The sequence below is a fragment of the Mesorhizobium sp. C120A genome (genome assembly GCF_030323105.1).
In the GTDB taxonomy this organism is placed as follows: domain Bacteria; phylum Pseudomonadota; class Alphaproteobacteria; order Rhizobiales; family Rhizobiaceae; genus Mesorhizobium.
In genome coordinates this window covers 1,670,474-1,684,994 of the sequence record NZ_CP100476.1, presented here as the reverse complement: position 1 = coordinate 1,684,994, position 14,521 = coordinate 1,670,474, and the positions used below count along the sequence as shown (strand labels likewise).

Annotated in this window: 14 protein-coding genes; 7 read left to right on the top strand and 7 right to left on the bottom strand. The window is 64.4% G+C overall.

The window, feature by feature from the left end; translation table 11 throughout:
- The first annotated feature begins 2 nt into the window (after nt 1–2).
- Together NL532_RS08250 and olsB are read left to right on the top strand one after the other, a co-directional pair.
- Nucleotides 3–2,291 (top strand): response regulator, encoded by a 2,289-nt coding sequence (locus NL532_RS08250; RefSeq protein WP_023828330.1) that lies wholly within the window; start codon nt 3–5, stop codon nt 2,289–2,291.
- A gap of 276 nt (nt 2,292–2,567) precedes the next feature.
- The gene (gene olsB / locus NL532_RS08245) at nt 2,568–3,443 is read left to right on the top strand and encodes a l-ornithine N(alpha)-acyltransferase (protein WP_023683057.1); all 876 of its coding nucleotides are present in this window, start codon (nt 2,568–2,570) and stop codon (nt 3,441–3,443) included.
- A gap of 100 nt (nt 3,444–3,543) precedes the next feature.
- On the opposite strand, the gene NL532_RS08240 is transcribed toward olsB, so the two are convergent.
- Both NL532_RS08240 and grpE read right to left on the bottom strand, forming a co-directional pair.
- Nucleotides 3,544–4,176: a trimeric intracellular cation channel family protein gene (locus NL532_RS08240; RefSeq protein ID WP_023683056.1), complete on the bottom strand. Its 633-nt coding sequence runs from the start codon at nt 4,174–4,176 to the stop codon at nt 3,544–3,546.
- A gap of 138 nt (nt 4,177–4,314) precedes the next feature.
- Nucleotides 4,315–4,944: a nucleotide exchange factor GrpE gene (gene grpE / locus NL532_RS08235; protein WP_023691975.1), complete on the bottom strand. Its 630-nt coding sequence runs from the start codon at nt 4,942–4,944 to the stop codon at nt 4,315–4,317.
- A gap of 259 nt (nt 4,945–5,203) precedes the next feature.
- Here grpE and NL532_RS08230 point away from each other — a divergent pair, with 259 nt between their 5' ends.
- Nucleotides 5,204–5,404, top strand: a complete 201-nt coding sequence (locus NL532_RS08230; protein WP_023669766.1) for a hypothetical protein — start codon at nt 5,204–5,206, stop codon at nt 5,402–5,404.
- 84 nt (nt 5,405–5,488) lie between these two features.
- Nucleotides 5,489–6,511 carry a fatty acid desaturase gene (locus tag NL532_RS08225; RefSeq protein ID WP_023700112.1) on the top strand — a complete coding sequence of 341 codons (1,023 nt, stop codon included), beginning with the start codon at nt 5,489–5,491 and terminating at the stop codon, nt 6,509–6,511.
- 319 nt (nt 6,512–6,830) lie between these two features.
- Here NL532_RS08225 and NL532_RS08220 read toward each other — a convergent pair whose 3' ends face one another.
- The 5 genes from NL532_RS08220 to cysG form a co-directional block, all read right to left on the bottom strand.
- Nucleotides 6,831–7,364 (bottom strand): DUF934 domain-containing protein, encoded by a 534-nt coding sequence (locus tag NL532_RS08220; protein ID WP_023669768.1) that lies wholly within the window; start codon nt 7,362–7,364, stop codon nt 6,831–6,833.
- 117 nt (nt 7,365–7,481) lie between these two features.
- Nucleotides 7,482–8,246: a phosphoadenylyl-sulfate reductase gene (locus NL532_RS08215; RefSeq protein ID WP_023669769.1), complete on the bottom strand. Its 765-nt coding sequence runs from the start codon at nt 8,244–8,246 to the stop codon at nt 7,482–7,484.
- Nucleotides 8,221–9,891 (bottom strand): nitrite/sulfite reductase, encoded by a 1,671-nt coding sequence (locus NL532_RS08210; RefSeq protein WP_023683051.1) that lies wholly within the window; start codon nt 9,889–9,891, stop codon nt 8,221–8,223. The genes NL532_RS08215 and NL532_RS08210 overlap by 26 nt, the downstream gene beginning before the upstream one ends.
- A 35-nt stretch (nt 9,892–9,926) precedes the next feature.
- The gene (locus NL532_RS08205) at nt 9,927–10,220 is read right to left on the bottom strand and encodes a DUF2849 domain-containing protein (RefSeq protein ID WP_023669771.1); all 294 of its coding nucleotides are present in this window, start codon (nt 10,218–10,220) and stop codon (nt 9,927–9,929) included.
- Nucleotides 10,217–11,668 (bottom strand): siroheme synthase CysG, encoded by a 1,452-nt coding sequence (gene cysG, locus NL532_RS08200; RefSeq protein ID WP_023704213.1) that lies wholly within the window; start codon nt 11,666–11,668, stop codon nt 10,217–10,219. Before cysG ends, NL532_RS08205 begins: the two co-directional genes overlap by 4 nt.
- Between cysG and NL532_RS08195 the strand changes: the two genes are divergently transcribed.
- From NL532_RS08195 to NL532_RS08185, 3 genes are all read left to right on the top strand, one after another.
- The gene (locus tag NL532_RS08195; protein ID WP_155923744.1) at nt 11,667–11,921 is read left to right on the top strand and encodes a hypothetical protein; all 255 of its coding nucleotides are present in this window, start codon (nt 11,667–11,669) and stop codon (nt 11,919–11,921) included. The two genes, cysG and NL532_RS08195, sit on opposite strands and share 2 nt — an antisense overlap.
- A gap of 166 nt (nt 11,922–12,087) precedes the next feature.
- Nucleotides 12,088–12,537: a baeRF12 domain-containing protein gene (locus NL532_RS08190; RefSeq protein WP_023669773.1), complete on the top strand. Its 450-nt coding sequence runs from the start codon at nt 12,088–12,090 to the stop codon at nt 12,535–12,537.
- 185 nt (nt 12,538–12,722) lie between these two features.
- Nucleotides 12,723–14,513, top strand: coding sequence for a cation:proton antiporter domain-containing protein (locus NL532_RS08185; protein WP_023828328.1), 1,791 nt, complete (start codon nt 12,723–12,725; stop codon nt 14,511–14,513).
- Nucleotides 14,514–14,521 lie beyond the last annotated feature (8 nt).

Sequence of the window (14,521 nt, the reverse complement as noted above, 5' to 3'; positions counted from 1 at the left end):
GCATGATCGCGGAGTCCGCCAGGAAAGAGAAGAGCCGCGCCGAAAGCATCGACGGGCCGAACCCGGCGACGCCCAAGCGGCAGCATGTTGCCGCGCCGCCGCTGGCGCCGGATTTGCCGCGCCCCACGTCCGAGGGCCTGCCGTTCCTGACGGTGGTCGCCAGTGTCGTGCTGCCGGGCCTCTCCCACCTCACCGGTGCGCCGATCTTCATCACCCTCGGCCTGCTGGCGACAGGCGTTGCCGGCGTCGCCATGCACCTGCGCAACCGCCGCACCGTCCACCGCGCGACGGCCTTGCTCGACGAAACCGCCGCGCGCAGCCGCGCCGAGATCGAGACGCTGGCCGACCGCATGTGGGAGATGCAGGAGAGCGAGGAGCGTTTTCGCGGGCTGATCGATGCGCTCGGCGATCTCGTCGTCCACCGCGACCGCGACGGCCACATCGTCTATGCCAACATGGTTTTCGCCGGCCTCGTCGGAACCGATCAGCGCGACCTTGCCGGCAGGACTCTGGCCGACCTCGGCATCGATGTCGGTATCGTTCCCGACGCCGCCTTTTCGGATCACGAATGCCTGAGTTCCACCGACGTCTCCATCCGCACGCCGAACGGTCCGCGCTGGTTCTCGTGGATCGAACTGTCGGTGCGCGACAAGGATAGCGGCGCCGTCTCGCACCGGGCGATTGCCCGTGACATCACCGCCCGCAAGCGCGCCGAATCCTCGTTGATCACCGCGCGCGAGCGCGCCGAATATGCCAGCCAGGCCAAGTCGCGCTTCCTCGCCACCGTCAGCCATGAGATCCGCACGCCGATGAACGGCATCATGGGCATGGCCAAGCTACTGGCCGACACCAATCTGTCGCCCGAGCAGCGCACCTATGTCGGCGCCGTCTCGACCTCGGCCAGCGCGCTTTTGGCGCTCATCGAAGACCTGCTCGACTATTCCAAGATCGAGGCCGGCCGCTTCGACCCGGAACCGCAGCCGACATCGTTGCGTGAAATTGCCGACAACATCATCGAACTGATGGCGGCGAAAGCCTTCGCCAAGAACATCGGCCTCGGCTGTCATGTCGAGCCCGACGTGCCACAGATGATCATGGCCGATCCGGGAAGAGTCAGGCAGGTGCTGCTCAACCTGATCGGCAATGCGATCAAGTTCACCGACACCGGCGGCGTGCTGGTTTCGGTTGCACGGGCCCGCACCGAGACCAGCGACCGCATCTGCTTCACCGTCGCCGACACCGGCCCTGGCCTGCGCGAAGAGGATATGGAGCGCATCTTCGAGGAGTTCGAACAGTCCGACGGCACCTCGACCCGCACCCATGGGGGCGCCGGCCTCGGTCTGGCCATATCGAGGCGCCTGGTCGCCGCCATGGGCGGTGCCATTTCGGTGTCGAGCCGGCTTGGCGAGGGATCGGAATTCGTCTTCGAGATCCCGGCCGCAGGAGCAACCGAAGCACCGCAGAACCGGCAGAACATCCTGGCCGGCCGGCGCGCCGTGATCGTGTCGAAGAACGCCGTCGAGGCGGACGCCATCGCCCGCACCATCCGCGCCCATGGCGGCGCCGTCGACGTCGCCGCAACCGCTTCCCAGGCGACGCCCTTCGCCGAACATTGCGATGTGCTGTTGATCGACGCGGCCCTGGAGGACGGCGACGGCAGACTGCTCAAGCGCCTGCGCCAGAGTGGCTTTGCCGATTGCGAGGCGATCACGCTGATCGCGCCGACCGACCGCGGCATGCTTGGCGAATTCCGCACCAGCGGCTACGCCACCTTCTTGGCGAGGCCGGTGCGCGGCGAAACCCTGCTGCGCGTGCTGCTGACCAGTCATGCCCCTGCCTTGCCGCCGCCCAAGCCGGAAAAGACCGGCGCGTCCTCGCTTCGTGCCCATGGCGGGCGCCAGCAAGGTTTGTCGGTGCTGATCGCCGAAGACAACGACATCAACGCCATGCTTGCCCGCGCCACGCTTTTGAAGGCGGGACATCGCGTGAAAGTGGTCGGCAATGGCAAGGCCGCGGTCGAGGCGGTGACCGAAGCCGGGCTGAAAAATCGCTTCGATGTGGTGCTGATGGATTTGCACATGCCGGTCATGGACGGGCTGGACGCGATCGCCGCCATCCGCCGCCACGAGGAGGAAATGGCTGTGCCGCCGGTTCCGATCATGGTGCTTTCGGCCGACAGCCAGGAAAAGACCCGCCACACCGTGCTCGCCCATGGCGCCAGCGGCTTTGTCACCAAGCCGCTCGATCCCGACGCGCTGGTCCATGCCGTCGAGGGCCAGGTGGCCGCCTGAATTCATGTCGCTCAAAAGTGGCCCCGGTTTTGAGAAGACGACATGCACAAAACAAAGACTTGAAGCGCGTCGCGTGAATCGTCCCAGCGCGACGCGCTTCAAGGCGACGCTGGCGCAATCCTCGCGTCACGTAGGTAGCCGAATGAGGGTTTTCGCCAGCCGACGAAGTATTGCCCGTCGCGCCGTATCACGGTACTGTCACAATCCTGTTGCACCTACACCGTATCCCCGTGCCAAGAGGGATGGCTCGAAGGAGAATCACTCGTGCATACAGTTATGCCGGAATGTGACACTCGGCCCAGCGCAGGCGGCGCTTTGCTCGCCGCGCGGAACGCCGATGCCGTCGCAACAGGCGCACCGCTGGGCCGTATCGGCAATCTCGAAGTGCGGCTTGCCCGCAATGAGGCCGAGATCGCCGCCGCGCAGGAAGTGCGCTACCGGGTGTTTTATGACGAGCTTGGCGCCAGGAAGGACCTGTTCCAGGCGCAGGACCGGCGCGACGCCGACCGCTTCGACCCGCTGTGCGACCATCTCCTCGTGCTGGACACTTCGATCTCCGGCCCCGAGCATCGCCGCATCGTCGGCACTTACCGCCTGCTGCGGCAAGAGATTGCGGCGACCGCCGGCGGCTTCTATTCCGAAGGCGAGTTCGAACTGACCAAGCTGATCGCCCGCCATCCCGGCCAGCGCTTCCTTGAGCTCGGCCGCTCCTGCGTGCTGCCGGAATACCGCTCGAAGCGCACCATCGAGGCGCTGTGGCAAGGCATCTGGGCCTACATCAACCACTATGAGATCGGCGTGATGACCGGTTGTGCCTCGTTCCCTGGCACGGTGCCGGCTGCGCATGCCGAGGCGCTCACCTACCTTGCCCATCACTGCCGGACCAACTCCGCCTGGGATGTGCGGGCGGTCTCCGGCCGCTATTGCTCGATGGATCTGATGCCGATCGAGGCAGTCAACGCCAAGGCGGCGATCGCGGCCATGCCGCCGCTGGTCAAGGGCTATCTGCGCGTCGGCGCCCGCATCGGCGACGGCTGCGTCATCGACCGTGAGTTCTCCACCGTCGATGTGTTCGTGGTGATGCCGGTCAAGGAAATCGGCGCCCGCTACGTCAACTATTATGGCGGGGAAGCGCAGCGCTTTGCGGCGTGAGGCAGTAGGCAGTAGGCAGTAGGCAGTAGTGAAGGCTGCCGCGAATTGCTGACTACCGACTATTCCCTATTCCCTATTCCCTATTCCCTATTCCCTCTCCCTACGGAATATCCTCCGGTCGCCGTCCCGGGCGGCTCTTGTAGGACGGAAAGGTCCAGCCGAATTTCAGCGCGCCGCCGCGCACCAGGAAAGCCGCGACGAAGCCGGCAATATCCGAGGCGAGCGGCGGCAGGCCGGCAAGATCGCCAAGTGTGTAGAGGCCGGCGCCCGCGAGTGCGGCGGTGACGTAGATTTCGGGCCTGAGCAGCACCGATGGCTCGCCGGCCAGCAGATCGCGCAGGATGCCGCCAAATGTGGCGGTCAACACGCCCATAACAACGGAGACGACCGGCGAGCCGGTGATGGCCAGCCCCTTGGCCGCGCCCATTACGGAAAAGGCCGCCAATCCGATGGCGTCGAGCCAGAGCAGCCATTTCCAGCGGGATTCGACGCGGTGGGCGATGAAGAAGACCAGCACCGCAACCGCCGCGCAAACCAGCACATAGCCGGAGTTGGCGACCCAAAAGACGGGCAGGTTGAGGATGACGTCGCGAAGCGTGCCGCCGCCAATGCCGGTGACGCTGGCCAGAAACAGGAAGCCGATAATGTCGAGCTGCTTGCGCGAAGCCGCCAACGCCCCGGTCGCGGCAAAGACGGCGACGCCGGCATAGTCGAGGAGGTCGATGGGTGTCAGGGACATGAGGTAGTAGGGATTGGGAATTAGGGAAAGTATGAATAACACGAAGCCGCGCGATTGATACGCCTGCCTATTCCCTATTCCCTATTCCCTATTCCCTATTCCCTATTCCCTATTCCCTACTGCCTACCCTACTCACGCATCCTTCTCGGCCTGCTCGTTCACCGGCCCCGGCTCGACCGGCGCTTCGGTGGCCGCGATCTTGGGGCCGCCCTTGGCGACCCCGACCATGGCCGGCCGCAGCACGCGCTCGCCGATCGAATAGCCCGGCTGCACGACCTGGACGACGGTGTTGGCCGGCACATCGGGATTGGGCACTTCGAACATCGCCTGGTGGAAATTCGGGTCGAACTTCTCACCTTCCGGTTCGAGCTTCTTCACCCCATGCCGTTCCAGCGTCGACAGCATGGCGCGCTCGGTGATCTCGACGCCGTCGATCAGCGCCTTGAAGCCGGCATCTCCGGCCGCTTTCGCCTCGGCGGGGATAGCATCGAGCGCGCGGCGCAGATTGTCCGACACCGACAGCATGTCGCGGGCGAAATTGGCCACCGCATAGGCGCGCGCATCATGCACGTCGCGGGCGGTGCGGCGGCGCAGATTCTCCATCTCGGCTGCGACGCGCAGCGCGCGGTCCTTCAGCTCCTCGTTTTCCTTCAGCAGCCGCACCAGCGCTTCATAGTCGCCGTCGATGCCGCCTTGCGTGCGCTCGGCCTCGGCCGTTTCGATATCCTCGGGCGCGCGTTCGTCTTTTGTCTGGTCGCTCATCGCCATTTCCCGTCATTCGAATGGTTTGGATTTGCGCCCGATATCGAGGTTTGGCGGCCAAAAATCAAGGGGCAAGCCCAGGAGGACGCCCCACAGCAGGCAATGTTGCGGGCTGCCCGTCGGACTTGGTGCGGGGCGCAAGGACGTTCAAAATTAATTCAAACTTTACCGTAACGGCAGCCTTTGCTTGCCAATACCCCGCTATGGGGAACCATTCAAAGCTTGGAGGAGTTTTGAAACCGACACAGGATTTGAGACAATGGACCGCAATACTGGCAACAGAAGCGAAGAGCTCGCCGCCGACATCAGGCGCCAGTTCGGCACCGAGGCGACGACGCGCTTCTTGCGCACCTTGCCGGCCTTCCGCACCGAGGCCGACATTCCCGCCCGTTTCCGGGATCTGCTCGACCGGCTGGACGGCATAGAAGCCAGCATGGCCGGCGGCCAACGCCGTCAATAGCGATGCTATCGCGCGACAATTACGCGCAGTAATTTTGCGTGAGCTTTTCCTTGCGGCAGCGGGACGCCCCGCCTATGCTTCCTGATGAACATGATTTCCCCCGAGACGGCCGCCAACAGCAAGCGCGCCTGGTTGAAGATCCTGGCGCGCTACAAGAAGCCCGACCGGCGACGCAGCACTCTTGAACTCGCCATCACCCTTATTCCTTTCGTTACGCTGTGGGCGCTGTCTTCGGCAGCCTATTCCTATGGCCACTGGTGGGGCTTGATCCTGATCCTTCCCGCCGCCGGTTTTCTGGTGCGGATCTTCATGATCCAGCACGATTGCGGCCACGGCTCCTTCTTCGCCAACCGCACTGCCGACGACTGGATCGGCCGCGCGCTCGGCGTGCTGACGCTGACCCCTTACGATTGCTGGCGGCGCGCGCACGCCACCCATCACGCCAGCGCCGGCAATCTTGACGAGCGCGGCATAGGCGATATCAGGACGTTGACGGTTGCTGAATACCGGCAGCTGTCTTGGCGGGGACGCCTTGCCTATCGTCTCTACCGCCATCCCCTGGTGATGTTCGGCCTTGGCCCGATCTGGCTGTTCATCTTCGAGCAGAGGCTGCCGGTCGGCATGATGCGCGGCGGCCTGACGCCCTGGGTGTCGTCGATGACCACCAATCTCGGCATCGCGGTCGCGGCAGCGCTGCTTATCTGGCTGGTCGGCCCCGGCGCTTTCCTGATCGTCCATTTGCCGATCGTGATCCTGGCCGGATCGGCCGGAATCTGGCTGTTCTACGTCCAGCACCAGTTCGAGGAGACGGAATGGGCGAAGGACGAAGAGTGGGAATTCCAGCGTGCCGCCCTGCACGGCTCGTCCTATTATGATTTGCCGCCGGTGCTGAACTGGTTCACCGGCAATATCGGCGTCCATCACGTGCACCATCTCTCGGCCAAGGTGCCGGGCTACCGGCTGCAGGAAGTGCTGCGCGACTATCCCGAACTGCGCGGCATCGGCCGCGTCACGCTCCTCGACAGCCTGCGCTGCGTCAAGCTTGCGTTGTGGGACGAGAACCGCCGCAAGCTGGTCTCGTTTCGCGAAGCGCGGGCCTTGGCCTAAAAGCAATTCCAGCAAAGTGTGAGGCGGTTTTCCGGGCTTTCGCTTGGGAATTCCGTAAGACAAAGAAAAAAACCGCCGCACCGAAGGCGCGGCGGCATCTCCCAAAAACCGGCTCAGGCAGCCTTGCGCTCCTCGCGCATCCAGACCTTGCAGCCCTGATCATGTCAGGCGCCTTTTCGGCGATCATGATGGACGGTGCATTGGTGTTGCCGCCGATGAGCGCCGATTCCTCCCTCGCGCCCGGCGGATATTTCCGTCCGGACAGCCAGGAGAAGGCCGGATCACAGTCTTTGTAAAGACAGGCGGAATTACCGTCGCGTCAGCTGTTGCGAACGCGCCGCCAGGAGTATTTCGGCCCCTTCGGCTCCGACGCTTCGGTCGGCTGATAGTAAAGGCCCAGCCCGCCTGTGCGGCCTTCTTCGAGGCGCTTCAGCAGAACCGGGTTGGAGATCTCGAACTCGTCGAAGCCGAGGCGCAGCATATGCGGCAGCTGGTCGACGAGCACCTGGCCCGTGGCGCGGACCGCGCCCTCGAAATCGTAGCGGCTGCGCAGCAATTCGCCCTTGGAAAACGAGCGGCCGTCGCTGAAGGCCGGAAAGGCCAGCGCCACCAGCGACAGCTGGTCGAGCAGATCCACGATCTTTTCCAGCTGGTCGCCCGGCAGCAATGCGACGCCCAGCCGCTCCTTGGCCGAGCGCCGCACCTCGGCATCAAGGCCGAGAAATGCCTGCAACGGCAGGATGAAGCGGCCATTGCCCGCCAGTGCATCCGCACTTTCGGCATGTGTCCACTCGTCTTCGCGAAACCCCGTCCGGGTCCAGAGGCGGGTCTCCGCTGTGGTCTGTTCAGTCATAGAAAATTCCTAAAGCCCTAAAAATCGAAAGTCCGCGAAAGCCGGTCCACACGAAACCGGCGGCCTCCGAGCGGAAGCCGCCGTTGCAGGCCAGCCTCACCTGAATATCACCATAGCTTAAAGGGATGCGTCGGTCAGCGATACTTCCAGTCCCGACAGATGGATGCCGCACTCGGTCTTGGCATGACCGGCCCAGCGTCCGCTTCGCGCATCCTCGCCCGGCTGCACCGGCTGCGTGCATGGGAAGCAGCCGATCGACAGATAGCCGTACGCAACCAGCGGATTTTCGCGCAGCGCATGCGCGCGCATGTAGTCAGCCTGGTCGGATGTCGTCCAGTGCGCCAGCGGATTGACGCGTACGCGCGGGCCGACCGCCTCGAACACCGGCAGCGCGGCTCGCGTCGCCGCCTGGAAGCGCTTCCGGCCGGTCAGCCAGGCGCGGAAGGGGGCGACGCCGCGCGCCAGCGGCTCGACCTTGCGCACGTCGCAGCAGGCATCGGTATTGCTCTGGTGCAGATTGCCGGTCGGATCGACCCGCTCGAGCGCCGCGTCTTCGGGCTTGATCACCCTGATGTTGGTCAGCCCGAAATCGGCGACCAGCGCATCGCGATAGCCCAGCGTCTCTCCGAAATGCTTGCCGGTGTCCAGGAAGATGACCGGCAGCGTGCGGTCGACCTTGGCGATCATATGCAGCAGGACAGCGGAATCCGCGCCGAAGGACGACACGGCGGCGATCTCGTCATGAAACAATTCGCTCGCCGCGCGTTCGATGATGTCGAGCGGGCTCAGATGTCCATACAGCGCGTCGAAGCCCGCCGCTTTGGCGGCGATGCTGTCGTCGACGTCGACGATGCGGTCAAGCGGCCTTGGTTTCGCCAGCATAGAGCGCCTCCTTGAACGGCGCGGGACCGACACGGCGGTAGGCGTCGATAAAACGTTCACTGGGACCGAGCCGAAGGCCGAGATAGGTGTCGACGATCTGCTCGATGGCGTCCGTGATCTCTTCCGAAGAGAAGCCGCGGCCGATGATTTCGCCAACCGAGGTGTTCTCGTCGGCCGATCCGCCAAGCGTCACCTGGTAGAGTTCGGAGCCTTTCTTCTCGACGCCGAGGATACCGATATGGCCGACATGGTGATGTCCGCAGGCATTGATGCAGCCGGAAATCTTCAGCTTCAATTCGCCGATCTCGCGCTGCCGCTCCAGCGAGGCGAAGCGAAGCGAAATCTCCTGCGCGATCGGGATCGAGCGCGCTGTCGCCAGCGCGCAATAATCGAGGCCAGGGCACGCGATGATGTCGCTGATCAGGTTGGAATTGGCCGTCGCGAGGCCAATGTCGACCAAAGCGTCGTAGACCGCTTTCAAATCGGCGCGCGCCACATGCGGCAGGATCAGGTTCTGCTCATGGCTGACGCGCAGTTCGTCGAACGCGTATTTCTCGGCGATGTCGGCGACCGCTTCCATCTGGCTGTCGGTGGCATCGCCCGGCACTTCGCCGATACCTTTCAGCGAAATCGTCACCGCGGCATAGTCGGGATGGCGATGCGTCACGACATTCTGGTCGAGCCAATCCGAGAAGCTTTTGGAATCGAGCCGCGCCAGCTTGATCGCCGCGTCGCCTTCCGGCCGGGCGGTCAGTGCCGGCGGCGCGAAATAGGCGTCGATGGCACGGATGTCGGCTTCCGGCAGCTTCAGCTCGGCGTCCTTCAGCTCCTGCCATTCGGCCTCGACCTGGCGGGTGATTTCCTCGACGCCGGTCTCGTGGACGAGGATCTTGATGCGCGCCTTGTACTTGTTGTCGCGGCGGCCATAGAGGTTGTACACGCGCAGGATCGCCGTGCAGTAGGACAGCAGGTCGGCTTCCGGCAGGAAGTCGCGGATCTTGCGCGCCACCATCGGCGTGCGGCCCTGGCCGCCACCGACATAGACGGCAAAGCCGAGCTCGCCGGCGGCGTTCTTCTTCAGATGCAGACCGATATCATGCGTCTGGATGGCGGCGCGGTCGCGCTCGGCCCCGGTCACCGCGATCTTGAACTTGCGCGGCAGGAACGAGAATTCCGGATGCACAGACGACCATTGCCGCAGGATCTCGGCATAGGGGCGCGGATCAGCGACCTCGTCGGCGGCGGCGCCGGCAAAGTGATCGGCGGTGACGTTGCGGATGCAATTGCCGCTGGTCTGGATGGCATGCATCTCGACGCTGGCGAGATCGGCCAGGATCGCCGGAATGTCGGACAGCGCCGGCCAGTTGAACTGGATGTTCTGGCGCGTGGTGAAGTGGCCGTAGCCCTTGTCGTATTTGCGCGCGATGTGGCCGAGCATGCGCAGTTGCGCGCTGTTCAGCGTGCCATAGGGCACCGCGATGCGCAGCATGTAGGCGTGCAGCTGCAGGTAGACGCCGTTCATCAGCCGCAGCGGCCGGAACTGATCCTCGGTGATCTCGCCGGACAGCCGGCGTTCGACCTGGTCGCTGAACTCGGCGACGCGGGCCTGGACAAAATCGTGGTCGAACTCATCGTAGCGGTACATGTTTCGTCTTTCAGGGCGCGTCCGCCCGTATTTTGTTACGCTGCCCGCGCAGCCTGCTTGCCCAGATCTTCCCGGATGGTCGGGCCGGCGGCGCGGATCTTTTCGCGCAAGCGTACCGGCACGACGACGCCATTGATGACTTCAACGTCGATCAGATTGACGTCGACAACCTGATTGTTGGCGTTGGCCTTGGCGCCGATTGCTTCCAGCCTGTCCTCTGCCGCTTGGTCATGGGCAAGGTCGGCATGGTCGACCGTCTCGGCCCAGCCGCCATCGGCGTACCAGACGGCGATGCCGTCGGAGAGGCGGTTTGCGGTCAGTATCTTCATGGCTCGACCTCTGCGTCGGCCGCGTTGGCGGCGCCCTCATAGTTATGGGCCGCGAGCGGCTCGGAACGTTCAAAGTTGGCGCCGGCAACCGCGTCGCCGATGATGGTCATCACCGGACCGGCCAGATCGGCGCGCTCTTCCAGCGACGGCAAATCGGCCAGTGTGCCGTGGAAACGGCGGCGGTTCTGCAAGCTGGCATTCTCGACCACGGCAACCGCCGTGTCCGGCGACAGGCCGGCCTCGATCAGTCGTCCGGCGACTTCGGCGGCGACCGAGCGGCCCATATAGACGGCGACGGTGGCGCCGGAAATGGCGAGCTTGGCCCAATCCGGCAGCGAATTGCCCTTCAGATCATGGCCGGTGGTGAACACCATCGACGAGGAGACGCCGCGCAGCGTCAGCGGCAGCTCGAAGTCGGCGGCGGCGGCAAAGGCCGCGGTGACGCCGGGGACGACATCATAGGCGATGCCGGCATCGCGCAGTGCGGCCATCTCCTCGCCGGCGCGGCCGAACACGAGCGGGTCGCCCGACTTCAGCCGCACGACGCGCTTGCCCTGCCTGCCGAGATCGACCAGCAGCGCATTGATCTCGGCCTGGCTCTTGGTGTGGCATCCCTTGCGTTTTCCGACCGGCAGCCGCTCGGCGTCGCGGCGGCCCATGGCGACGATCGCCTCCGGCACCAGCGCGTCATAGACGATGACGTCGGCTTCCATCAAAAGCCGATGCGCGCGCAGCGTCAGAAGATCCTCAGCACCTGGCCCGGCGCCAACCAACGCGATATGGCCCGAAGCCGGAGCCTTCGACAGCAACAGATCGGCGGCGGCGTCATGCGCCTGCGAAAGCTCGCCGGCTTCGACGGCGCGCGCCGGTGCACCCTGGAAAAAACTGCTCCAGAACTGGCGGCGGGCGTTGCCTTTCGGCAGCAGCTTTTCGGCGGCACCCCGGAACGAGGCGGCAAGCGCTGCCAGCGGCCCGAGCGACGGCGACAGCATGCGGTCGATGCGGCTGCGCAGCATCTGCGCCAGCACCGGACCCGCGCCTTCCGTGCCGATGGCGATGGCGACCGGGGCGCGGTTGACCAGCGCCGGGGTGAAGAAATCGCATAGCTCCGGCCGGTCGACGGCATTGACCGGAATGCCAAGGCGGCGCGCATCGTGGGCGACGCGGCGGTCGAGCGTCTCGTCGCCGCTGGCGGCAAACACCAGGACCGCGCCTTCGAGATGCGCGGCGTCGTAGGGGGCGTCGATACGGATGGCGCCGGTCGTGGCGATGAAGCTCAGCAATTCGGCGTCGGCAACATCGGCAATGATGCGAAGCACAGCACTCGACTGATCAAGTAGCCGCGCCTTGGCCAACGCTTCGCCTCCGCCGCCGACGATGGCCACGGCTTCGCCTTCGACCCGCATGAAGACCGGGAACGCGGTGAGCTTGGGATTGGTGTGCGGCATGACGAACAGATTCCGGAACAATTCGGCAGTTTTAGGCGCGGACGCGAAAAAGCTGAAGGAACCCACTCGCGCATCCCCTGACGGGAGGCAATCGGTTTTCCGCAAGCCAAAGGGCCAAGAGAAAAATATTCCACATCCGCATATCAGGCGGATTCAAGCTGCTGCCGCAGGCTTTGTTCCGCGGCTCTTTTATCCGGCAGTCGGCCAAGCTGCAAAATTATTTTTTCTAAATTCTACCAATTTAGTAGATTAAAGCCGTGACCTCCGGACATTGCTCCGATAGACGATAGATCGGGCTTGATATGGCTGCGTGCGATCTCGGCGAACGAAGTGGAACGTTCCCGCTTCGCCACGCGTTCTGCCCCTGCCGTAACAGACAATCGTCGGCTGGATTTGAACCTTCAAACAGGAGCGCGCAAATGAGCAAGATCAACCTGAAACATGGCCTTCTGGTCATGGTGGCCGATGGCGAGAAAGCGCTGTTCCTGAAGAACGAGGGCGACAATCTCTATCCGAACCTGCAGCTCTTCCAGGAGATGAAACAGGACAATCCGGCAACGCGCGAACAAGGCAGCGACAGTCCCGGCCGCTACAATGACGGCCCCTCCGTGCATCGCAGCGCGGTTGAGGAAACCGACTGGCACCGGCAAGGCAAGGAACGCTTTGCCGAAGAGATCGCGGACCGGCTCTACAAGCTCGCCCATCACGGCATCTTCGACGACATCGTGCTGGTCGCGCCACCGCTGGTGCTCGGCACCATGCGCAAGAAACTGCACAAGGAAGTCACCGACAAGGTGCAGGCGGAGATCCCAAAGACCCTGACCAACCGCCCGCTGATCGATATCGAGGCCATGCTGCAGGCGGCGTGACGCATCGATCATTCGGTATTGGCGCGCGCAGCGGTTTTGCTGCGCGCGCCTTTCGTTTTCGGTGCCTCTGGCCACCAATTTACGTCTTGCGGGTTGCGTCGCCCGCACCCCCTCCACCATATTGAAAAAGGCGGCGGCTTCGGGCGGCGCACACCCGACATTTCCCGAAAGGCGCTCCATAGACAATGCCGCATGACACGCCCCTTATCGCCACCATCGTCGCCGGTCTGGGGCTGGCATTCATCTTCGGGGCGCTCGCCAACCGTTTTCGCATCCCGCCGCTGGTCGGCTACCTCGTCGCCGGCGTACTGGTCGGACCGAACACGCCGGGTTTCGTCGCCGATGCCGGTCTTGCCAATGAGTTGGCCGAAATCGGCGTCATCCTGCTCATGTTCGGCGTCGGCCTGCATTTCTCGCTGAAGGACCTTCTCTCCGTCCGCGCCATCGCCGTACCCGGCGCCATCGTCCAGATCGGCTTTGCCACCGCGCTCGGCGCCGGCCTCGCATGGATGCTCGGCTGGTCGATGGGCGCAGGCCTCGTCTTCGGCCTGGCGCTTTCCGTCGCGTCCACAGTGGTGCTGTTGCGCGCGTTGCAGGAGCGACGGCTGATCGAGACCGAGCGCGGCCGCATCGCCGTCGGCTGGCTGATCGTCGAGGACCTCGCCATGGTGCTGGCGCTGGTGCTTTTGCCGGCGTTGGCCGGCGTGCTCGGCGGCCAGCCGCAGGTCGATGACCATGCGAGCCTTTTGTCGCTGCCGGCCAGCTACGGCATCTGGGGCGTCGTCGGCCTCACGCTGGCCAAGGTCGTCGCCTTCGTCATCGTCATGCTGGTGGTTGGCCGCCGCGTCATTCCGTGGATCCTGCATTACGTCGCCCATACCGGCTCGCGCGAACTGTTCCGGCTGGCGGTGCTGGCGATCGCGCTCGGCGTCGCCTTCGGCGCCGCCAAACTGTTCGGCGTCTCGCTGGCGCTCGGTGCCTTCTTCGCCGGCATGATCATGAGCGAATCCGAGCTCAGCCACCGCGCGGCGGAGGAATCACTGCCGCTGCGCGACGCCTTCTCGGTGCTGTTCTTCGTCTCGGTCGGCATGCTGTTCGATCCGTTCAGCCTGATGAGCAATGGCTGGCCGATCCTGGCGACGCTGGCCATCATCGTCATCGGCAAGTCGCTGGCCGCCTTCGTTATCGTCATCGCCTTCCGCTATCCGCTGGGAACCGCCTTGATGATCTCGGCCAGCCTCGCGCAGATCGGCGAGTTCTCCTTCATCCTGGCGGAGCTCGGCGTCGGGCTGAAGCTGTTGCCGCAACAGGGACGCGACCTGATCCTGGCAGGCGCCATCCTGTCGATCCTGGTCAATCCGCTGATGTTCCTCGCCCTCGACTGGATGAAGCCATGGCTGGACGCGCGCGCCGCCAAGGCAGCACCACCGGAAGAGGCCAAGCCGGTCGGCCCGGCGACGCAGCCCGGACAAGTGGCCTCGGTGGCCGCTGCTGCCAAAGAGGACGGCCCGCCGCCACGCACAACGCTTTCGGGCCACACCATCCTGGTCGGCTACGGCCGCGTCGGCAGCCTGGTCGGCGCGGCGCTGAAACAGGCATCGCTGCCCTTCCTGGTCATCGAGGACGCCGACAAGACGCTGGCGAGGCTCAGAGACGACGGCGTCGAAATCGTCTCCGGCAATGCGGCCAGCGCGAGCGTGTTTGCCGCCGCCAATCCGCAGGGGGCCAAACGCTTGATCCTTGCCATCCCCAACGCGTTCGAGGCCGGGCAGATCGTGCTCAGGGCGCGCGCCGCCAACCCCGGCATCAACGTCATCGCGCGGGCCCATTCCGATGCCGAGGTCGAGCACCTGATGGGGCTCGGCGCCGACACCGTCATCATGGGTGAACGCGAAATCGCCCGCGGCATCGTGCAAGAAGTGCTGGAGCAAAAGCTGATGCCGCGCCCCGAAGCCATTGAGCCCTCCCCGGCCTGAGGCTTGCC

Bases quoted from the DNA above. Each gene is read 5' to 3' on its own strand.
- NL532_RS08250 (WP_023828330.1), top strand. From the start codon at position 3: ATGATCGCGGAGTCCGCCAGGAAAGAGAAGAGCCGCGCCGAAAGCATC.
- olsB (WP_023683057.1), top strand. From the start codon at position 2,568: ATGCCGGAATGTGACACTCGGCCCAGCGCAGGCGGCGCTTTGCTCGCC.
- grpE (WP_023691975.1), bottom strand. From the start codon at position 4,944: ATGAGCGACCAGACAAAAGACGAACGCGCGCCCGAGGATATCGAAACG.
- NL532_RS08230 (WP_023669766.1), top strand. From the start codon at position 5,204: ATGGACCGCAATACTGGCAACAGAAGCGAAGAGCTCGCCGCCGACATC.
- NL532_RS08225 (WP_023700112.1), top strand. From the start codon at position 5,489: ATGAACATGATTTCCCCCGAGACGGCCGCCAACAGCAAGCGCGCCTGG.
- NL532_RS08220 (WP_023669768.1), bottom strand. From the start codon at position 7,364: ATGACTGAACAGACCACAGCGGAGACCCGCCTCTGGACCCGGACGGGG.
- NL532_RS08215 (WP_023669769.1), bottom strand. From the start codon at position 8,246: ATGCTGGCGAAACCAAGGCCGCTTGACCGCATCGTCGACGTCGACGAC.
- NL532_RS08210 (WP_023683051.1), bottom strand. From the start codon at position 9,891: ATGTACCGCTACGATGAGTTCGACCACGATTTTGTCCAGGCCCGCGTC.
- NL532_RS08205 (WP_023669771.1), bottom strand. From the start codon at position 10,220: ATGAAGATACTGACCGCAAACCGCCTCTCCGACGGCATCGCCGTCTGG.
- NL532_RS08195 (WP_155923744.1), top strand. From the start codon at position 11,667: ATGACGAACAGATTCCGGAACAATTCGGCAGTTTTAGGCGCGGACGCG.
- cysG (WP_023704213.1), bottom strand. From the start codon at position 11,668: ATGCCGCACACCAATCCCAAGCTCACCGCGTTCCCGGTCTTCATGCGG.
- NL532_RS08190 (WP_023669773.1), top strand. From the start codon at position 12,088: ATGAGCAAGATCAACCTGAAACATGGCCTTCTGGTCATGGTGGCCGAT.
- NL532_RS08185 (WP_023828328.1), top strand. From the start codon at position 12,723: ATGCCGCATGACACGCCCCTTATCGCCACCATCGTCGCCGGTCTGGGG.